Genomic DNA, 20,449 nt, shown 5'->3' with positions numbered 1-20,449 from the left:
TTGTTGTTGTTCTTCCAAATAAAAAAGCCCCTCTCTAGATAAGATAAGCTCATTATCCTATGGGGCTTTAGTGATTATAAGGTGTGGTTAATTTTACGCTTACGAAAAAGGAGATATGGCTCGCAAATCAAAAAGTTGGCGCGGAAGCTAGTAGAAGAGGGAATTTAACTTGTTAAAAGATTGAGGTGAAGACGGCTCGGCGCGAAAATTGGCATAACGCGCTTGCATTTCGTTTGGAAAGGCGCGCAATAGGCTGATTATCGATCTAGACGGATCGCAATTCATGAGGACCAAAAGAATAAAGAGCAACGTAGGGCTCTTTTACATGTCTTCCTGTTCATGTTCATTCAAATCCTTCCAACCACCAAACGAGTTTCTAAACGACTTTGACCATTCTTGATTTCGGCTAAGCAGCAGAATGAATTCCGAGTCCCAGAAAACAAGTTCAGCGATGGCTTTTGGATGTTGAATTCTGGGGTCCCCATTCCAGTAAGATGAATGACCATCTGCATACGGAATGGGCTTCAACGTTTCCAAATCAATGTTTTCATTTTTATCGAACGCGGAGAAAACTCCCCAAACAAAATAAGGTTCTTGCTCAAACGCCAGCTTGTATAAATTTTCTCCTGTTATCCAATAAGCGATGGAGCCGTCGTCAAAGGTTACTTCACTCTCAAAATACTTCAGACAGCGATCAAAATCATGAAATTCGGCGTCAGTGAGCAGCCAATTATAGTGCTGTTCACGTCCGCTGAAGGAGCGAAGAACGGTTTTTAAATTAGGAAATTCCTCTAAATAGGTGTTCATTACTTAACTCGAGGTAACGTTTTTAATGGTTTAACAACCGCCATCTCCTTGCCAAACCGGTCACCATGATCAACAAATCCAAGGCTTTTATACAGTCGGTGTGCCCCCATATTATCCGGATGATAGCCAACCACGATGTTCTTCACCCCAGGCAGCTTTTCCATTTCCGCGATCATTAATGACGTCGCCTGCTTGCCGATTCCTTTGCCCTGAAACGCTTGATCAATCATAATGCGGTACACCCAATGGCCACCCAGTTCTTCGGGTTCCGAGTTAAACATAAGAAACCCAGCCATCTGCTTATAGTGATAAATGGCATAGGCTTTGAGTGATGGCTGAAATTTTGACTGCGCGATGGAAACCGCGTTCGGCTCCATGTACGCTTCTTGTTCCTTAGTTAGCTGCAATTGGCAGCATTCGTACCAGTTGTCTGCGTTGATTTCGGTTAATGTGACCATGTTACCTCCTGTGTAAGTTTATTCAAAAAAAGGCCCCTCACTGCCATTCAGCAAATCACGAAACACCGGATGCTGCGGTTTCCAGATCGGCGGCAGTTCAGAGAGCGGAAAGAACTGCAGTTGTAACGTTTCATTCTCATCGCCCTGAAGGCTTCCTACATAATCTCGGCACGTGAACATGATTTTGATGAGCGCGACCTCATCTCCGTTCGCCAGTTTACGGTCGTGCTGTGCACCCGAATAGATGCCAAAGAAATCAAGTCTCCCCAGCTTCAATCCCGTTTCCTCGAAAACTTCACGCCGAGCGGTCTCGGTCACCGTCTCCCCGAGCTCCATAAAGCCGCCGGGATGTCCCCATGCTTTTTCCTCGGCACGAAGCTGCAGCAACACACGGTTTTGGTTGTCAAAAACGAGTACGCCGCATGCTGCCATGATGACTTTCGAGTGGCCGACCATACTGCGCAAATAGGTGATATAGTCCATGTTGATCACATCCTTATTTTTACATCTTATCATCTTTTAGAAGGGAAGATGTGAGAAAAGAAGAAGTGTTACGTAAAAGGAGTGTGGTCCTGGTGTCATTGGAGAGAGTGAGCGCTTTTTTGAAGAAATATGATGAAAATCTCGAGCCGATTGTGCTACAAGAAGAAGCGCATACGTCGGAAGCGGCGGCACGCTTGCTCGGTGTGGAGACGGCGCAAATTGCCAAGTCCATTTTGTTTAAATGCAACGACGAGTTCGGTTTATTCGTCGCGGCAGGGGATGTTCGCGTGGATCAGAAAAAGGTCAAACAGCAGCTTGGTGCAGGCAAGGTGAAGATGGCATCGGCGGAAGAGGTGCTGGAGAAAACGGGCTTCGAGCCCGGAGCGGTCTGTCCGTATGCACTCGCAACAAAGCTGCCAATCTATCTGGACGAGTCGCTGTCACGGTTTGACACGGTCTATACGGCAGCGGGCATACCAGAGTCCGTACTTGCGATCAACCTCACAAAACTAGCAGAGCTTACCGGTGGAAGAATTATTAATTTACAAAAATAGGTAAAAATACCCGCTCTATAATTGGATAATTAAACCGAATAATTTGAGTGCGATAAATAATTGAATAATTATTCGTATAAAAGTATAATAATCCAGTAGTGTTATAGGGAGAGGGGAATAAAAACGTGAAAAATAAGTGGGTTGCAGGTTTATTGAGTATGGGTATAGTGACAGCAACGGTACAGCCTTATGCAGCAAGTGCAGAAGCACCGGTCAAATGGAGCAATGTTAACCAATACGAAGAGGCGGAAGGCAGTCTTTTTAATAGCGAGCATTATGATTTTGTTAAATATTCAAAGATCGGTGCTATGCTGCAGCAGTATGCAAAGGAAAGCAACCGTGTGTCGCTGAAAACGAACGGCGTGTCAGCGGATGGGTACCCGATGTACGTCGTGACCGTATCTAATCCGGCTGATAAAGGGAAGTTCGGCCATTATAAAAAGCTGCGCAAGCAAATGTTCAAAAATCCGCAAAAAGCACAGGACTGGATCGCGCAAAACCCTGATTTTAAAGTGCCGGTCATGATCAACGGATCGATTCACGGTACGGAATATGTGGGCAGTGATGCGGTGCTGCAGATGATCGAGCGCTTTGCCTATGAAAACGACAAAGAGACGATGGACATTCTTGGCAGCAACATCCTCATTTTTAACGTGGTTGCGAACCCGGACGGCCGTGTGGACGGAACGCGATTTAACGGCGAGGGCATCGACCTAAATCGTGACTTTATCACGCAATCACAGCCAGAAACGAAAGCGACGGTTGAGTTGATCAAAGAATGGAATCCAATGGTGTTTCTGGATCTCCACGGATATGTAAAAGGCAGCGATGGCAAGACCGGTTTGATCGAGCCGTGCACACCGCCGCACAACCCGAACTATGAGTACGATTTGTTCTCGAAATGGGCGCTGAACCAGGCGGAGGCGATGGAAAGCCAGATCATAGGCAACAGCGCGGCATACAAGGGACCGGAATATGAGGGCATGACGAGCACGTACATCCCGCAGCGCGACGATTCGTCTGGATGGGATGATTATCCGCCGATCTTCACGCCAATGTATGCGATGTATCACGGTGCTTACGGCTACACGCTTGAAGCACCAACAAACGATCTCGACGGTGTGCAGTGGACGAAAGACGCAGTACTCGGTGCGGTTAAATATGCAACAGCCAACAAGCAGGGCATGCTGAGAGATCAGATTGAGATCTTTAAGCGCGGCATCAATTTTGACCACCCTTACCATAAAGAAGGCTTCTTCCCGAAAGCGTACGTGCTTCCGGTGGACGAGCAGGATCCGACGGTAACGGAGAAGGCTGTTAATCATTTGATTTTTAACGATCTGAAGGTGGAAAAGGCGACAAAGGCGTTCAGTGCAAACGGTAAGACCTATCCGGCTGGAACGTTTATCGTTCCGATGGACCAAGCGAAAGCAGGCCTCGCGAACACGATGCTTTGGAACGGCGAGGACATCACGAACGATACACCAGCCATGTACGACATCTCGGCATGGAGCCTGCCTGAGCTGTGGGGCTTTGATGCGGTTGAAGTAACAGAGAACTTTTCTGTAAAATCAGCACCAGTCCAGAACGCGGACTTTAACGGCGCGTTAAGCGGAAAAGGACCGTTTGTGATTCCGAACAAATCGGTTGCGGCTGTAAAACTGGTAAACGATTTGGTAAACAGCGGCGAAACGGTGTATAAAGGCAGCGACGGCAGCTTTTATGTGACGTCGTTTAAAAACGGAGCGTCGTCACAGCTTGTGAAAGATGCAGGCATCCAGCTGAAGGCAGCTTCTCTTCCTGCGCAAAAAGAGAGCGTGAAAGATTTGAAGGTTGCGATTTTAAAAGATGGCGGGATCAGCAAAGCGCAGTCACATGCCGGAACGAAGCTTGCACTAGCGCGTCTCGGTTATGATGTGACCGAGGTAACACCGCGTGATGTGGCGGCAAAAGGATTGTCCGACTTTGACGCGTTCGTGTTCAGCGGAACTGACACGATGATCACTGTGGCTACAAGCTCAACACGAGCGGGTAACAAAGAGTTTATTTTAGAAAGCGAAGCACAGTACAACCAGTTTAAGGCGAACGTGCAGGATTTCGTCAATAAAGGCGGAAAGTACTTGGCAGTCGGTGCAGGAGGTTCAAGAGCGTCGGCTAAGCTCGGCGTGACCGATGTGAAGGTGAACACGGGCGGATCGGACAGCAATGGCATCGTGAACGTGAATTATGGCGCGAGCGAGATTACGTCAGGCTACAAGTCTACCGATGTTGGATTCGTCTATCGCCCAGTTTGGTACACCGACCTCGGTGACGCGACATCACTCGCAACGTTCGGAAGCGGAGATTTCTTCGTCGCCGGACACTGGCAGAACAACAGCATCGCAGCCGGCCAGCCGGTTATCGTAAAAGAAGGAAAAGGCGACGTTACACTCATCGGGCTCGAAGCCGGATTCCGCGACCACACGGATTACCTGTTCCGATTGATGTCGAATACGTTGTTTGAATAGTACATGTTTGGAAAACGATCAGATGAATAGCCTGGTCGTTTTTCTTTTGCTTGTTTCAAGAATGATAAGGAGCGGGATGGGCTTTTACATAGTACAAGTGCACCTGGATTTGGGTATAATGAGAATAAACAGAGGGAGGGATTTGTATGACGGAAGAAGTTCGTCTTCGTATTAAAGAGTTTCTCGTTGCAAAATTGAATCCTTCTTTCATTATTGTGTTCGGATCCGTCATTAATGGGACCAATCGTCCTGACAGTGATATTGATATTGCCTTTTATCATAAAGATAAAACGATGGACTCGTATGAGATTTTCATGCTGGCTCAACAGTTAGCTGACATTTTAAAGAAGGATGTTGACCTTGTTGATTTAAGAAGTGCCTCTACAGTGTTTCAAGCACGAATTTACTCAACGGGAGAAGTGATTTATTGTGTTGATGAAACATTACGGATGCAGCTTCAGATGACGGCGTATTCCATGTATGCGCGATTAAATGAAGATCGAGCCATTGTTTTAGATAAAATTAAAGAAAGCGGGTCTGTGTATGAACAATGATGTCATCATGAACAAAATCAGTATCATTGAACGCTGCCTTTCCCGGATAAATGAGGTTTATGATAACAATCCTTTAAACCTTAAAGATTATACAAAGCAAGATTCATTGATACTTAATATTCAGCGCGCTTGTGAAGCCTCAATCGATTTAGCGATGCATCTTGTTTCGGAAAAGAAACTTGGCCTTCCTCAGTCAAGCAGAGATGCGTTTGATCTGCTGGAGTCTAAGGGAATCATTGATACAGTATTATCTCAAAGGCTCAAGGCTATGGTTGGTTTTCGAAACATCGCGGTACATGACTATCAGGCCGTCAATGTGGATATCTTGCAGCAGATTATAGAAAAGCACCTCATAGACTTTAAAGATTTTACGAAAGCTATTCTTAATTATCAAACATAAGACAACGATCAGGTGAATAGTCTGGTCGTTTTCCTTGTCAAATGGGTTTCCTAGTTGTTATTTTGCGCGGATTGTGGACGCATTACCTCGAATTTAGCTTTAGGACGCATCATTGCAGGCGCAGAGCGTATGACGTTAAGCAGAATCTGCTGGATGAAAATCCGCTCGTTTCAATTTATTTGCAGGTTTCGGAAGTTTATTTGCGAATTTCGGAAGTTTGTTTGCGAATCTTAGTAGTTTATTTGCAGGTATAAAAATTTATTTGCATCACGAGAAAAGCCACTTTTTTTGTTTGCACAGCACCCCATTTATTTGCATCAAACCCCATATATTTGCACCTCCCCGTAAATCAAAGCAACAAGTAAATCATTTGACTCCTTTCCCACACGTGCTTTAGTCTGTAAAAGCGAACAGGCAAGGCGAAAGGTTTTAAGAAGCGCCTGCCGGTGAAAACTTAAAGAAGCATATTTGAAAGACGAAAGGTGAAGATGAACATGTTTAAAAAACTATTCGGAATTAAAGAAAAGCAGACAGAGGACACGCTCGTGGCGCCTTTAACGGGAAAAGTCGTAGCACTTGAAGACGTACCGGACCCCACTTTCGCTCAAAAAATGATGGGTGACGGAATCGCGATCGAGCCGATAGAAGGCGTTGTCGTATCTCCTGTAAATGGCGAGATCGTGCAGTTCTTTCATACAAAGCACGCGATCGGTATCAAATCAGAAGCGGGAACGGAAATCCTCATCCACGTCGGCCTTGAAACAGTCGGCATGAAAGGTGAAGGGTTTGAAGGACATGTTGAAGTGGGCGACAAAGTATCTGCTGGAGACAAACTGCTCTCCTTCGACCTCGACTTAATTAAAGAAAAAGCAGCCAGCACCATCACACCAATCATCATCACAAACAGCGACAAAATCGAAACCCTAAACAAACGCGCCGCAACCGAAGCCATAAAAGGCGAAACCGCCCTACTATCACTAAGCCTGAAGACTACGTAAACAAGAACGTGACAGAGTGCTTCAGGGATAGGTACTTTTTATGAAGTTGAAAGCACATCTAGTTAACTCTTGATTAGAGATTTTACTACGATTGTGTTTAGCTGCATACAAACATCTTCGAATAGGTTGATTGGAGTGAAAGGCGCCGACTCCAGCGGGATGAGTGAGACAGGTGAGACCTTCCAATGGCGCGTGCGACGGAAGGGCTCACCGCTCACCCCGCGGAAAGCGTGCGCCTGTAACGGAAATCAACGGCTTTCTTAATTTTTCGGTGCGAAACCAAAGCTACGTATGTAGCTGAAATTCTTTACAATTAAAAGTGCCATATACCCTTGCATTGCAAACAGAAAAGAGTATGATATAGGTGAAATGAACAGGCAGCCGAATGATTGCCTGTTCATTTTCTATATATAAGGAAGTTAGCTGGCAGGCGAGCATCGATATAAAACGATGTCCGGCTTCAGCACTTCATAAATAGGAGGCCTGCAGATGAAAAATGGTGTGATCTCACTCGGAGAAGCACTGATTGATTTTATCCCGCTCGATGAACAGAACATTACGTACCAGAAAAGCCCGGGCGGCGCTCCAGCAAATGTAGCGGTAGGCCTCGCGAGGCTTGGGTTACGCTCCGTCTTTTTAGGCAAAGTGGGCGATGATGTTCTGGGAAACTTTTTGATTGAAACTCTTCATACCTATGGCGTCAACACGGCGCATATATATAAAACGAAGGAAACACGGACAGGCGCTGTTTTTGTGACATTGGCGGCGAACGGCGAGAGAAGCTTTGACTTTTACATCGATCCGAGTGCGGACCGCTTTTTAGAAGCGGGTGAGATTGACGAATCGCTTTTTCAGCAGCACAAAATCCTGCATTTTGGCTCGATTTCCTTGATCAGTGAACCGTCAAAAAGTGCAACAGAAACCGCGGTGCAGTACGCAAAGAAAAACGGGATGCTCGTCTCGTATGATCCGAACCTGAGATTGTCGCTATGGGAGAGCCCGGAAAAAGCGAAAAAGGCGATCATCGACATGCTGCCTAACGCAGACATCGTCAAAATTTCGGACGAGGAGCTGACGTTTTTAACGGAAGAAGAAGAGTTTCCAGCTGCGTTAAAAAAGATGGAAGCATACGAAATACCGCTTCTTCTTGTCACGTTTGGCGAGAATGGAAGCTATTGCATTACGAAGAACGGGCATGTTCATGTGCCCGCGATGAAGGTCGACGCGGTCGATACGACAGGGGCTGGGGACGCGTTTGTATCCGGCATGCTGTATCAGCTGAACCGCTACGAGGGAGAACTTGCCGATATATCGCTTGAAACAGCGGCCGAGATGGCGCGTTTCGCGAGCGTATCGGGCGGGCTCGCCGCATCGGTAAAGGGTGCGATGACCGCACTGCCAACATTACAGCAAGTGACTGAACTTGTTTTACTCGAGAAATAAGGGGGATTGCCTTGTGACAGAGCGTGAACGAGAATTGCTGGCACAAGCATATGCTGAAATAGAGAAAAACCGCGATATCGTGGAAAATGACCCGTATCGCCTGCACTATCATATTATGCCGCCGACGGGTCTGATCAACGACCCGAACGGCTTTATCGAATGGAACGGAAAATACCATCTGTTCTACCAGTGGCAGCCGTTCAAGACGGCGCATGGCACGAAATTCTGGGGCCATGTGTCTTCAACCGATCTTGTGCACTGGGAGCATGAGCCGATCGCGCTCGCGCCGAGCGAGTGGTACGAGCAGGATGGCTGTTATTCTGGCAGTGCGGTTGAGCAGGACGGCAACTTGTTCCTATTATATACCGGTAACGTAAAAGAAGATGATGAGCGCGAGACGTATCAGTGTCTGGCCGAATCGGCAGACGGCAAAACGTTCAAGAAGCATGGTCCGGTCCTTCACCTGCCTGAGGAGTATACGGCGCATTTCCGCGATCCGAAAGTGTGGAAAAAGGATGATGTCTGGTACATGGTAATCGGGGCGCAGACGAAAAAGCTGGAAGGGCGCGCTGTTTTGTTTCAGTCACATGATCTGAAAAACTGGACGCGCCTTGGCGACCTGACAGGAACAAACACCGATCATATCGGAGAGTTCGGCTATATGTGGGAATGTCCGGATTTGTTTGAGCTGGACGGGCGCGAGGTGATGGTCGTGTCGCCGCAGGGCGTCGCGCCAGACGGGATGCTGTATCATAACGAGCACCAGTGCGGGTACCTTGTCGGGGACTTGGACTATGAAAACGTGAAATACCGCCACGAGGCGTTTGTCGAGATGGACCGCGGGTTCGAGTTTTACGCGCCGCAAACGTTGGTCGATAAAAAAGGCCGCCGCATCATGATTGCTTGGATGGGCATGCCCGATCAGTATGAACAAAAGCATCCGACCATTCCGTTCAAATGGATTCACAGCCTGACCCTTCCGCGTGAACTGAAGCTTGTCGGCAACAAGCTTTACCAAGTGCCGCTTGAAGAGATGAAGATTCTTCGCGGCGACGGTGTCCGCTATAGCGGGGCAGAAGTCGTGAATGAAGAAAAGCATTTTGCCGGACTGGACGGGGACGTGATGGAGATCAGCCTCGATCATATCCACGGGACGTATGAGATGCTTGAAATCACACTGCGCGGCAACGCACGTTTCATTTATAACAAAGAAAAAAAGCTTGCTACGCTCGAGCGGGCAAGCTTCGCGCACGGCCAGACCGAGGCACGCCACTGTTATTTAGAGAAGCTGGATTCACTTCGTATATTTGTGGATACGTCCTCGCTCGAAATTTTTGTGAACGAAGGACAGGAAGTGTTCAGCGCGCGTCAGTTCCCTTATCCTGAAAACAAAGGCTACAGCTTTGCATCAAAAGGGTATGTGTCGTTCGATTTAAACAAATGGGACCTAAATAAAAGCGCTGGGGCGTATCCGATGCAGGATGAGCGTTACGCATAAGTCTTAAAAATGCCAAAGTCGCGGAAACCGTTGTATTCCGGATAATACGACTCGAAAAACATCCAAATTGGTGCCATATCGAGCTGAGAATGCGCTTGGAAAAAGTTTTTGTCGCCGTAGCGGATGGCTCGCAGTGCGAGCGGAAGCTCACGCGTGAAGATATCAAAGCGGACTTTGGCCGTTTCTTTTGAAATCGTGGAGTCTGCGACAAGCACCTGGCCGGCGAAAACAGGATAAGCAAAGTTCGTTTTCCATTCGCCGAGCACTTCATCACGCATCGCGGTGATTTGGTTCCACGCATACTCAGTGCCAATATCTAAAAATAAATCACCAGTCTCATCAGAATGCGTCAGCGTATAACGGCGCCCGATAACCGGTTCCGTCTCAGTGGCAGGCGGCATAAAAACCGTTTTCAGCTTCTTCGGGTTGAACATGACCATAATTGTACCTCCTTGTGTATTGGGTTTGGCTTTTTAAGATACTGCTTGATTACACAAGCGCAATATTAAAAGTGCGTCTAGTAATTCTTTTAACTTAAACAACGTTGAATGCATCTTTGGAAAAGTTGATCGGAGTGAAAGGGCTTACCTCCCGCCCCGCGGAAAGCGTGCACCTGTAACGGAGATCAACCACATCTTCGAATTCTAATTGCATCAAAGTAAAAACAATAAAATGCCATTATACTTTGACTAACACTTTTGTTTTTTGGTAATATTACTATATTAAATACAACAGAATACGCGACTATGAAGGATAATAGTAGCTGACGAAACTTTTCAAAAGCGAGCCGGGGGCGGTGGAAGCCTGGTGAAAAGGCGCAGTGAAACGGAGATCCGGAGTTGCCTGTTTACGGAAAAGAGGATGCACAGTATGTTTTGTGCATCAACTAGGGTGGAACCGCGGGAGCATACAACTCTCGTCCCTGGGCTAAAAACTAGCCCGGAGACGGGAGTTTTTATATTTTATAACTAAATTTTAGGAGTGATTGTGATGTCAAAAAACATGGAAACCATCACGAACCACGCGAAGCACAGAGGCTTCGTGTTCCCAGGTTCTGAAATTTACGGCGGTCTTGCAAATACGTGGGATTACGGCCCGCTTGGTGTTGAGCTGAAGAACAACGTAAAAAAAGCATGGTGGAAGAAATTCGTACAGGAATCTCCGTACAACGTGGGTCTTGATGCAGCGATCCTGATGAACCCGCGTACGTGGGAAGCGTCCGGCCATATCGGCAACTTCAACGACCCGATGATGGACTGCAAAAACTGTAAAGCGCGTCACCGTGCCGACAAGCTGATTGAAGATGCGGCGGATAAAGAAGGCAAAGAAATCATCGTCGACGGCCTTCCGTTCGAGAAGATGGAAGAGCTCGTGAAAGAATACAACATCGCGTGCCCAGAGTGCGGCAGCCACGATTTTACGAATATCCGCCAGTTTAACTTGATGTTCAAAACGCACCAAGGCGTAACACAGTCGAGCTCGAACGAAATCTACATGCGCCCAGAAACGGCGCAAGGTATTTTCGTGAACTTTAAAAACGTTCAGCGCACGATGCGCAAAAAGCTTCCATTCGGTATCGCACAGATCGGCAAAAGCTTCCGTAACGAAATCACGCCAGGTAACTTCACGTTCCGTACGCGTGAGTTCGAGCAGATGGAGCTGGAGTTCTTCTGCAAACCGGGCGAAGAGCTTACATGGTTCGACCACTGGAAAGCGACAGCGGAAAAATGGCTAAAGTCACTCGGTATGGCGGAAGAAAACCTTCGCCTGCGTGACCATAACGAAGATGAGCTTTCTCACTACTCCAACGCAACGACTGACTTTGAGTACAAATTCCCGTTCGGCTGGGGCGAGCTATGGGGCATCGCGTCACGTACGGATTATGATTTGAAGCAGCATATGGAATATTCGAACGAAGACTTCAACTACATTGATCCAGAAACAAACGAGCGCTATATCCCGTATTGCATTGAGCCTTCACTCGGCGCAGACCGTGTGACACTCGCGTTCTTGATCGATGCGTATGAAGAAGAGCAGCTTGAGGACGGCACGAGCCGCACGGTGATGCACCTTCACCCGGCACTTGCTCCATACAAAGCGGCGATCCTGCCATTGTCGAAGAAATTGTCTGAAGAAGCGCAGGAAGTGTTCGGCACGCTCGCGAAAGACTTTATGGTCGACTATGACGAGAGCGGTTCAATCGGCAAGCGATACCGCCGCCAGGACGAAATCGGTACACCGTTCTGTATCACATACGACTTTGATTCCAAAGAAGACGGCATGGTAACCGTCCGTGACCGTGATACGATGGAGCAGACACGTGTGAGCATTAGTGAATTGAAAAACTTCTTGGAAGAGAAGATGAGCTTTTAATAAAAGTTGTCTTATGACGGATGTCAAAAGAGGAAGAACTGGAATATCAGGAAGGCTTAATTGCCCTATCTCACTTTTTCCACTTGAACATCTTGAATGCATCTTTGAATAGGTTGATTGGAGTGTAAGGCGCCGACTCCAGCGGGATGAGTGAGACAGGTGAGACCTTCCAAAGGCGCTTGCGGCGGATAGCTCACCGCTCACCCCGCGGAAAGCGTGCGCCTGAAACGGAAATCAACCCTTCTCTGAATTCTAATAAATTACTGAAACAAAAGAGACCTGGCAAATGCCAGGTTTCTCTACATATTTTACGAGGGGGAATTCTAATGAGTGAAAGACTCCAGAAGTTTACACAATGGGTTAAGGAAGAGGGCTATGCGTTTTCGTACGTGCATACGTCGGCGAATGTTCTTTATTTGAGCGGGTTTGATTGCCATCCGCATGAGCGTGTGCTGGGATTAGTTGTGCTGCCTGAAGGCGATCCTTTTTTAGTGTGTCCGGGCATGGAAATTTCTCAGGCGCGTGATGCGGGCTGGAAGCATGAAATTATTGGTTACAGCGATTCAGAAGATCCGTGGGCGATGATCAGCGCGAAGCTCCAGGAGCGAGGTGTGGTTTCGGCTGAAAAAATCGCGGCAGAAATCGAGACACTTCCTTTTGCTCGCGGAGAAAAATTACTTGGCATGTACCCTGGTGCAAAGCTTTTTGCAGCAGAGGAAGCTTTAAATGAGCTTCGCCTCGTAAAAGAAGAAAGCGAGCTTGAAATCTTGAAGCGTGCTGCTGCACTCGCTGATTATGGCGTGGAAGTCGGCGTTTCTGCGCTGAAAGAAGGCGTCACAGAGATGGACGTAATCGCGAAAATCGAGTACGAGCTGAAACTGAAAGGCGTAAGCGCGATGTCGTTCTCGACGATGGTTCTTTTCGGCGAGAAATCAGGAGCGCCGCACGGCAATCCAGGTCTGCGCAAATTGCAGCACGGCGACCTTGTGCTGTTTGATCTTGGTGTGGTGCTCGACGGCTATTGTTCAGACATCACACGTACGGTGGCGTTTGGCGAGATTGATGAGAAGAAGAAAGAGATTTACGAGACGGTGCTTGCGGCACAGCTGGCGGCGCTAGAAGCGTCTAAGCCAGGGACGCGTATCGGAGACCTTGATAAGGCAGCGCGCCAGGTGATCACGGACGCTGGCTATGGCGACCATTTCCCGCACCGCATCGGGCATGGCCTCGGAATTGATGTACACGAGTTTCCGTCGATGAGCGAGAACAATGACGGCATCCTGAAAGCCGGAATGGTATACACGATCGAGCCAGGCATCTACATCGACGGCCTCGGCGGTGTGCGTATCGAGGATGATGTTGTCGTAACAGCCGATGGATATGAGACGTTGACGAAATACCCGAAGAAATTGCAGATTGTTAAGTAAAAGAGATAAAAAACGATAAAGCACTACAACAAAACGACCAGATTTGTCTGGTCGTTTTGTTGTACTTTCGTTATTCATCCTCTGCAATCACTGTAAAATGGCAATACTGGCTATCGTCTGTTGTCAGTTCAATAGCCATTATCTCCCTTGTAAATTCATTGCATTCTTCCACTATGTCTTTCCAATGTTTCTTTTTATTCATCAATGGAGAACAATCTATGCTTTTAATGGGAAACTGAGGGTGAATGTCTGTATTTTTAACATAAAAAAATTCTACCCCAGCTATGGCTAGCTGTGACTCGGAGCAAGTGTGAATAAAATCAAACGCGTATAATATTTGGACATACAACTATTCGCCTAAAAAGACTCCGTTTTCCTTAAACGTTTCTATGAGTGATTTTTCAAGGTTCATAAATAGACCTCCTGAAATTCTGCAGGCCAAAGAGGCCATGATTAAAGATACCCGTTTTAAATTGGGGTGTGGTTACGAAGTATTTGGACAATTACCATTACTAGTTCTGCTACCTTCAGCAAAGTAAGAAGCTGGCTGAAAAAGAACAGATAAGCCAAATGCTACGAAGTGCTTGCCAAAATATAAAGTGTATTACCGTCAATTCTCTACGTGAGATAAAAAAAACAGCCATTCCTTTATGGAACGACTGTATCTCTAATTCCGTTAAAGCCCCCTATTATTGAAGAAGCTACCCTTCAAATGGTTGAGGTTGGGTTCCATCCACATCGGTAAAGCCATATTCTCTTGCTAGTTCAGCCACCATTTTAACCTCGCCAGAAAACTTAGATACCGTGGTGTCTGTTGCCAATGCCACAACCGCACGACCTACATATGCTGTTGTTTCTGTTGCTCCATCCTCTGGTCCAAAACCTGAATCTCTAACTCTTTCTGTCCTCATCCAACCTGGGCAAACAGCAACGGCTGAAACGTTGGAGTCCTTTAATTCCTTTGCCATTCCAAGTGTCATACGATTGATACCATTCATAGCTAAATCGTAATATAGATTACTTGAAATCTTGTCCTTGATAAAAAATGTGATATTTACAATTAATCCTTTGTGATGTTGCTTCATCAGAGGCACAGCGTAACGGGTAGTCAGCAAATAAGCTTGAGGTCCAGCAACCATCATAGCATCCCAATGCTCCAGTGGTCGTTCCCAAAAATGTCGTCCATCTCCTGATGGTAGCGAACTCTCAGAACCGCCAAATACACTATTAACTAAAATATCAATCCGACCGTGTTCCCTTTCAATTTGCTCAAACAAGTTCCTCACGTCGTTGTCGCTTGTATGGTCACATCGTATGGCGAGGCCTTTACCTCCTCTTGAAGTGACACCATCGGCAGTTTCCTCAATGGTTTCTGGTCGATTATCGGTTGTTGCTCCCTTTACACTCCGACCAGTCACATACACCGTAGCACCTGCACTGCCTAGTTCAAAAGCAATCCCCCTACCAGCTCCACGGGATGCACCTGTAACAACAGCAATCTTCCCTGTTAATGGTTTCAAATTTTCACTACTCCCATTACTACATCAATTTTGATATCTGAAATTATACATTATCGTTCATAAATGAGTGTGTTCTTCTATAAAACTTTCAATTCCTTATTCAAGTAAACTGCCCTTTTGCTGAATAAGTCTCTGCTACATAATACCACAAAAAGTAATTTTATCCTTGTTATACCAAAAGTAAATTCTTAACCAAAAGAGCCTTTATTTATGACGATTTTCTAAAGAGAATAACCATACACTCTCATTCTATCTTTCACAATGCTGCTTGTAACGTGAACATATTTTAATCACGCTACAATTTCATTCTAATAGTAGCATCATTGTTCATTACGCTGTTATCAAGTTTAATGGGCTAGAGAAACGTTATCCCTCCACAATTCTTATGTCAGCGCAGCTTTCTAAGTGTATACCAATAAAGAAAAGCTGTTACAGCAAAAAGGACGATGACCACAAGCAGGGTCCATAGCCGTTCAGACCACGATCCATCAGCAAGGATAACGGGACCGAGGCCGAAAAAGGCGAGCAGCAGGCAGACGCCGGCAAAGAGGATGGTAAGCAGGATTTTCATTCATTCATCCCTCCTTTCCTTATTCGTCGCATAAACTCGCAGTAACGTTACTTTTTTAAAGGATTATCAGGCCGCAGTCTTGAATACCTATTCATCCATTTCTTAGGTCTGGGGGGCTATTTCTTTGGAACTGCGCGTGTATGACAGTATTCCGGAGTTTTACGGTGATAATGAGGCGTTTCTAATGGAGCATGAGGACCGGGCGTGCATCGTTCTCGGCAATTGCCTGCGCTTTGCGGCGGCCGAATGGGGAGAGGAGAAGCCTTTTTTGGCAGCGGTAAAAGAGGACAAAGATACGCTGCTGCTGGCGATGATGATTCCGCCATATTCAATGCTGCTGCTCGAAAAAGACAGCGCTCAGGCAAGTGCGGCTGTCGAGCTGCTCGCTTCTTATTTGAAAGGCTTGGGCTATGGCGTTCCGAAAATCATGGCGAGCAAAGCAGCGGGTATGGCGTTCGCGAATCAGTGGTCACACATAAACAAAAGCAGGAAACGCGTAACGATGGACCTTAGGCTGTATACGTTAAAGCAAGTCGCTCATCCTGAAGGAAAGACCGGTGCGATGCGAAAAGCCGCCGATCAGGATATGTCCTACCTTCCCGACTGGATTCTGGGCATGACAGGAGAAACGAACCAGCTGATCAGCAGAAAAGAAGCGAAAAATTATGCCGAAGAACGGATAAAGTCAGGCTCGCTTTACATATGGGAAAACGGCGGTGTGCCGGTAGCGATGGCAGCGAAAACCCGGCCGAACATGAAGGGAGCATCCGTGAACCTTGTGTACACACCGAAAGAACACCGGGGCAAAGGATATGCGAGCGCTCTTGTCGCAGCGCTAAGCCAGCATCTGCTCGATTCTGGGTTCGAATTTTGCACATTGTTCACCGACCTCGCCAACCCGACCTCCAACAAAATCTATCAGAAAATCGGATACATGCCCGTCTGCGATTATATTGAGTATAAGTTTGGCTAGCGGCCTATACGTGTTCTGAACCGTTTGCTCGCATGCATAGGATGAAAAGACGAGCTGTAAAAACCTCATCTAGAAAACAGCTGGATAAAACAGTATGATAGAAAAAGAAGGTATTTTCCTAATATAGTAAAAGGGGATTCGGTTATGAGCATAGAGTCGAAGCTTGAAAAAATCGTAAAAAAGCTCCGCCAGGATGAGGTGGACGTACGATATGATGCGATTGTGTTGCTAGATGAGCTGAAGGAGGCAAACATTGAAGCATCCATCGATAAACTCGTATGGGTGGTCAAGGAAACAGCAAAAGGGTTTCCAAAAAGCGGGGAGCTATGGGATGAACCTGAGCTGCACTTGATGGAATTCGTGTGCCAGTTTTATGTACCGCCTGTAATCGAAGCGATCAACGAGCATTTTCATGCATTCCCGCCGATGGTGCAGGAAATGGTGATCGAATATACAGCTTCTTCACCGGATGAGCGGGCTGAGCTGTTTTTGTATCAATGGTTTGAGAAGCTGCTGCAAGGTGACAACGCGATCTATCCGATGCGGAGCTTATTCGGCCAGCCGCAATTTTTAAAGAAGGTCGTAACCAATCATCTCAAGAAGATACAGCATCCGGAATGGAAGCATTTTATATACAGCAGCCTGCTTTTCCTGCTCGATCATAATATGGTAGACCGGTTGTCTCCAGCCCTCGTTCATGAACACCTGCCTCAGGATTTTGAAGATGCTAAGATAAAGTACAGGGAATATGAAGAATCCTACACTACCAAGTTTGTTTATCGGTTTTGGAAGGAAGACTATTTAGATCTCAGATCGGACATGATTACCTATCTCGGGCTCATGGATTATTATTTCAAGCCCGAATATGAACCGCTTTTAATCGAGGCAAGCTCGTTTAAAGATCCTGTTCTGCAAGGGCGCGCGCTTACGATTTGTATGCAAAAAGGCTTTGCCTATGACCCGGCCGCACTCGAGCAATGTGCGACGCACCTCGAAACGAGCGTGCTCGTGTATGAAGAGCTGATGGAGCAGCGCAAAGAGCATCTTTTCCCGGTCAAGACAAAGAAACAGCACTATTTTGCCCGCACAGCTTTGTTTAAATATTTGATGAATACAGAAGAATACGAGGACTTTCCCGTCAGCATGTCGGTAAAGGAAGAAGTGAACACAACAAACCTTTACGGCCAGCCGGTCCGCTATTATCTGATGGGCTTTACAGGCGAAAACCATGGCGAGTATGCGGCATGGGTCGGCGCGTTCGGCACAGAAAATGACGATGATTCGGTGTACATGTGGGAAGGCACATACAGTAATTTCGAGCTTTTCGATAAGCGCGCCATTCCTCAGCATGTGGACCGGTTCTTTAAGGACCGCGAGCAGGGAATAGTCGAAAGCGAGAAAGAAGTGCATTATGAGGACGGAAAAGGAAGCAAAATCGTGGCGATTATCGGCACGAAACTCGTCTATCAGGACGGAAAGAAAGAGTTTATCGTCCCGCTGCACGAGGTGCGCAGCATCACAGCCGAGAGAAAGCGCAGTCTGTTCATGAGTGCGGTTCATATCGTCGTAACAGGAAAGGACAACAGCGAGCTCTTTTCTTTCCCGGCTAAAATTGTGGACTATGACGAATTTGCCGCAGCAGTGTTCGCGATGACAGAGCACCTTAACGAGCCGCCAGTTATTGAAGAGCTGGTGACTTCGGGGTATCCGATATAATGGGTTGAGCATGAAAGCCTTAACGAGCGGGATGATCCCGGTTTGTTGAGGTTTTTTTATATGGTGATGTTTGGATGGTGCGTCAGGACTGAGCTGGCGCGCAAGCTGGTAAGAGTGGCACGCAATCTTAGGATTGGAATAGAAAGCCGCTCGCAAAGTGATTGTAACGGCGCGCAGCAGCTGAACGGCGCGAAAAAAACCTCGTTCGGCGCGGGGATTTTTGGAACCGCGCGCAATTTCAAGTATGGCGCGCAAATCAAAAAATTGGCGCGCAAGCCGTTTTAAGGAGAACGCGGACTAGTTGGCCATTCATCTGGGACTTCACTCGTCGTGAATGCCAAAGAAACCTGCTCGCATGTTGCCTCAATAGGCGCGCATCTTATCAAAAAGTCTCATAAACGGCGCGGAATTTTGATAAGGTACAACATTGTTTTGATATCCATCTGAAATGGCTAGACTGCTCTTAAGACGTTTATTTGTGAAGGAGCAGGAGAAATGATGAGAGAATATGCCCGTCCGAGGCTCGTTGTGAGTCAGTGCCTGGAGTTTGATGCGTGCCGGTATAACGGCGATATGATACATAATGCTGTTGTGAAGAGGCTCATGGATTTTGTGGATTTTGTGCCGGTCTGTCCAGAGGTGGAGATCGGGCTTGGAACACCGCGGGAGACGATTCGGATCGTCGGGCGCGATGGTGTTCATAAACTGCTGCAGCCGGCTACAGGGAACGATGTCACAGAGGCGATGAGTCAGTTTTCGGACCGATATTTAAATGGTGTAAGCGCGACGGACGGCTTCATTTTAAAAAGCCGGTCGCCTTCTTGCGGACTAAAAGAAGTGCGAGTGTATGCCGGCGTCGAGAAAGGGCCGGCGATCGGCCATGCGAGCGGACTTTTTGGAGGGAAGGTGATGGAGCGGTTCGGCGTGTATGCGGTCGAAGAAGAAGGCCGGCTGAACAATTTCACGATACGCGACCGATTTTATACGAAGATCTTTACGTTAGCCTCATTCCGAGCGTTAAAGGAAGGTGGCGGTGGAATAGATGAACTGCATGAGTTTCATGAGAGGAACCTGTATTTGTTTATGGCATACAGCAATCCAACGCTAAAGGTGCTCGACCGGATACTAAAGTCGAGCGGTGAACGAGAAGAGGTTGAGGTGATGGCACTGTATGAAAAAGCGCTGCTAAAGCTGTTCAACCGGGCCGCGCGTTATGATTCCAACCTGAACGTCGCACAGGCGATCGCGACACAGTTTGATGGGAAGGTGAGTGATGGAGAAATGGCGTTCTTTCATGAGCTCGCGGACAAATACAGTGATAAAAAAGAGCCGTTTTCGAGCATTGTCACACTGCTGAAGTCATGGGCGGTTCGCTTTGAAGATGATCGCATGCTCCGACAAACGTTCTTCGCTCCGTATCCAGAAAAGCTGCTCGAGATCACGGATTCCGGCAAAGGAAGGGATTACTAAACGTACACCGGGGTCCGGTACACACGTCACACAAATGGAGTAAAACCCCCATTGTTGAAGAGTGTGTACCGGACCCCGAAGTTTAGGTCCCCGAAGTCTAATTGTGTTACCTTATAGTCAGAACAATAAGAGCGGGGTGGCGTTATGTTTCTGGCTAAAGGAGAGATTTTGTTTCGTCAAGGAGACCACGGTCCGCTTTATGAGCTGAAAAGCGGCCTCCTAAAGGTCGTGAAGCTGCATGAAGATGGCAGCCAAGTATTGCTCAATTTAATACTGCCGGGAGAGGTCATTCCGCATCATTCGCTGATCAGCCCGAAAGAATACAACGGCACAGCACAAGCGTTGTTAGCATCAGAAGTAGAAATTATTCAGGCAGATCAATGGTACAGAAACCTTGAACAGTCACCACAGCGGTATGAGGAAGTGGCGAGACTGCTGCAGGATAAGCTGAGGATGATGCAGCAGCGGATCGATCAGCTGACAGCACTCACGCCGTCCGAAAAGATCGTGAAGCTGCAGCAGTGGTTTCAGACGTACTTTCCCGGTGTCCGCGTGCAGGATGTACTGAAGCAGGAAGAAATCGGACAGTTTATCGGGCTGAGAAGAGAGACCGTCAATCGCGCACTTCAGCAGGTAAAGAATTTTCATGAGTGAGATCATCGTTTTTGTCTAACACTAATGCTGTACGTTAGACGAA

20 protein-coding genes and 1 pseudogene are annotated in these 20,449 nt (G+C 47.2%); 15 read left to right on the top strand and 6 right to left on the bottom strand.

Features of this window, described 5'->3' with window-relative positions; all coding sequences use genetic code 11:
- Positions 1–321: 321 nt before the first annotated feature.
- From ACFQPF_RS08305 to ACFQPF_RS08295, 3 genes are read right to left on the bottom strand one after another with little or no spacing between them, the layout of a single operon-like run.
- Positions 322–807, bottom strand: coding sequence for a hypothetical protein (locus ACFQPF_RS08305; RefSeq protein WP_379748463.1), 486 nt, complete (start codon positions 805–807; stop codon positions 322–324).
- Entirely contained in the window at positions 807–1,265 is a 459-nt protein-coding gene (locus tag ACFQPF_RS08300) for a GNAT family N-acetyltransferase (RefSeq protein ID WP_379748461.1), read from the bottom strand. The genes ACFQPF_RS08305 and ACFQPF_RS08300 overlap by 1 nt, the downstream gene beginning before the upstream one ends.
- A gap of 18 nt (positions 1,266–1,283) precedes the next feature.
- Complete coding sequence (locus ACFQPF_RS08295; protein WP_379748459.1) at positions 1,284–1,748, bottom strand: NUDIX hydrolase; 465 nt, start codon at positions 1,746–1,748, stop codon at positions 1,284–1,286.
- Positions 1,749–1,840: 92 nt separating this feature from the next.
- Between ACFQPF_RS08295 and ACFQPF_RS08290 the strand changes: the two genes are divergently transcribed.
- The 7 genes from ACFQPF_RS08290 (at position 1,841) to ACFQPF_RS08260 (ending at position 9,702) form a co-directional block, all read left to right on the top strand.
- Complete coding sequence (locus ACFQPF_RS08290; RefSeq protein WP_379748457.1) at positions 1,841–2,302, top strand: YbaK/EbsC family protein; 462 nt, start codon at positions 1,841–1,843, stop codon at positions 2,300–2,302.
- 125 nt (positions 2,303–2,427) lie between these two features.
- Complete coding sequence (locus ACFQPF_RS08285) at positions 2,428–4,809, top strand: M14 family zinc carboxypeptidase (protein WP_379748455.1); 2,382 nt, start codon at positions 2,428–2,430, stop codon at positions 4,807–4,809.
- A 146-nt stretch (positions 4,810–4,955) separates the two neighbouring features.
- Positions 4,956–5,363, top strand: coding sequence for a type VII toxin-antitoxin system MntA family adenylyltransferase antitoxin (gene mntA / locus ACFQPF_RS08280; RefSeq protein WP_379748453.1), 408 nt, complete (start codon positions 4,956–4,958; stop codon positions 5,361–5,363).
- Positions 5,353–5,763 carry a type VII toxin-antitoxin system HepT family RNase toxin gene (hepT, locus tag ACFQPF_RS08275; protein ID WP_379748451.1) on the top strand — a complete coding sequence of 137 codons (411 nt, stop codon included), beginning with the start codon at positions 5,353–5,355 and terminating at the stop codon, positions 5,761–5,763. Before mntA ends, hepT begins: the two co-directional genes overlap by 11 nt.
- 494 nt (positions 5,764–6,257) lie before the next feature.
- Positions 6,258–6,761, top strand: coding sequence for a PTS sugar transporter subunit IIA (locus tag ACFQPF_RS08270; RefSeq protein WP_379748449.1), 504 nt, complete (start codon positions 6,258–6,260; stop codon positions 6,759–6,761).
- Between the two features lie 489 nt (positions 6,762–7,250).
- Positions 7,251–8,204, top strand: coding sequence for an aminoimidazole riboside kinase (locus ACFQPF_RS08265; protein WP_379748447.1), 954 nt, complete (start codon positions 7,251–7,253; stop codon positions 8,202–8,204).
- Between the two features lie 13 nt (positions 8,205–8,217).
- Complete coding sequence (locus ACFQPF_RS08260; protein ID WP_379748445.1) at positions 8,218–9,702, top strand: glycoside hydrolase family 32 protein; 1,485 nt, start codon at positions 8,218–8,220, stop codon at positions 9,700–9,702.
- Here the strand turns inward: ACFQPF_RS08260 and ACFQPF_RS08255 are convergent.
- The gene (locus tag ACFQPF_RS08255; protein WP_379748443.1) at positions 9,693–10,142 is read right to left on the bottom strand and encodes a staygreen family protein; all 450 of its coding nucleotides are present in this window, start codon (positions 10,140–10,142) and stop codon (positions 9,693–9,695) included. The genes ACFQPF_RS08260 and ACFQPF_RS08255 overlap by 10 nt on opposite strands.
- A gap of 550 nt (positions 10,143–10,692) precedes the next feature.
- On the opposite strand from ACFQPF_RS08255, the gene ACFQPF_RS08250 reads away from it, so the two are divergent.
- The 3 genes and pseudogenes from ACFQPF_RS08250 to ACFQPF_RS08240 all read left to right on the top strand — a co-directional run.
- Positions 10,693–12,075 carry a glycine--tRNA ligase gene (locus ACFQPF_RS08250; protein ID WP_379748441.1) on the top strand — a complete coding sequence of 461 codons (1,383 nt, stop codon included), beginning with the start codon at positions 10,693–10,695 and terminating at the stop codon, positions 12,073–12,075.
- A 326-nt stretch (positions 12,076–12,401) separates the two neighbouring features.
- Positions 12,402–13,502 carry a M24 family metallopeptidase gene (locus ACFQPF_RS08245; protein WP_379748439.1) on the top strand — a complete coding sequence of 367 codons (1,101 nt, stop codon included), beginning with the start codon at positions 12,402–12,404 and terminating at the stop codon, positions 13,500–13,502.
- A gap of 477 nt (positions 13,503–13,979) precedes the next feature.
- Positions 13,980–14,132, top strand: a pseudogene (locus ACFQPF_RS08240) (IS1595 family transposase); the annotation flags it as partial.
- Positions 14,133–14,203: 71 nt separating this feature from the next.
- Here the strand turns inward: ACFQPF_RS08240 and ACFQPF_RS08235 are convergent.
- Positions 14,204–15,022, bottom strand: a complete 819-nt coding sequence (locus ACFQPF_RS08235; protein ID WP_379748437.1) for an SDR family NAD(P)-dependent oxidoreductase — start codon at positions 15,020–15,022, stop codon at positions 14,204–14,206.
- Positions 15,023–15,410: 388 nt separating this feature from the next.
- Positions 15,411–15,593, bottom strand: a complete 183-nt coding sequence (locus ACFQPF_RS08230) for a DUF6954 family protein (RefSeq protein ID WP_379748435.1) — start codon at positions 15,591–15,593, stop codon at positions 15,411–15,413.
- A gap of 124 nt (positions 15,594–15,717) precedes the next feature.
- Here ACFQPF_RS08230 and ACFQPF_RS08225 point away from each other — a divergent pair, with 124 nt between their 5' ends.
- The 5 genes from ACFQPF_RS08225 to ACFQPF_RS08205 all read left to right on the top strand — a co-directional run bounded on the left by ACFQPF_RS08225 (position 15,718) and on the right by ACFQPF_RS08205 (position 20,406).
- Complete coding sequence (locus tag ACFQPF_RS08225; protein WP_379748433.1) at positions 15,718–16,566, top strand: GNAT family N-acetyltransferase; 849 nt, start codon at positions 15,718–15,720, stop codon at positions 16,564–16,566.
- A 144-nt stretch (positions 16,567–16,710) separates the two neighbouring features.
- Positions 16,711–18,282 carry a hypothetical protein gene (locus ACFQPF_RS08220; protein ID WP_379748431.1) on the top strand — a complete coding sequence of 524 codons (1,572 nt, stop codon included), beginning with the start codon at positions 16,711–16,713 and terminating at the stop codon, positions 18,280–18,282.
- A 60-nt stretch (positions 18,283–18,342) separates the two neighbouring features.
- On the top strand, positions 18,343–18,567 hold the full coding sequence (locus tag ACFQPF_RS08215) for a hypothetical protein (RefSeq protein WP_379748429.1): 225 nt from the start codon (positions 18,343–18,345) through the stop codon (positions 18,565–18,567).
- Positions 18,568–18,780: 213 nt separating this feature from the next.
- Positions 18,781–19,752 (top strand): YbgA family protein, encoded by a 972-nt coding sequence (locus ACFQPF_RS08210; RefSeq protein WP_379748495.1) that lies wholly within the window; start codon positions 18,781–18,783, stop codon positions 19,750–19,752.
- Positions 19,753–19,896: 144 nt separating this feature from the next.
- On the top strand, positions 19,897–20,406 hold the full coding sequence (locus ACFQPF_RS08205) for a Crp/Fnr family transcriptional regulator (protein WP_379748427.1): 510 nt from the start codon (positions 19,897–19,899) through the stop codon (positions 20,404–20,406).
- Positions 20,407–20,449: the final 43 nt, after the last annotated feature.

Origin of the sequence: Fictibacillus iocasae (assembly GCF_042665465.1) — a bacterium.
In the GTDB taxonomy this organism is placed as follows: Bacteria; Bacillota; Bacilli; order Bacillales; family Fictibacillaceae; genus Fictibacillus; species Fictibacillus iocasae.
Note: the sequence above shows the minus strand (reverse complement) of the source record. Positions and strands in the feature narration are given on the sequence as shown.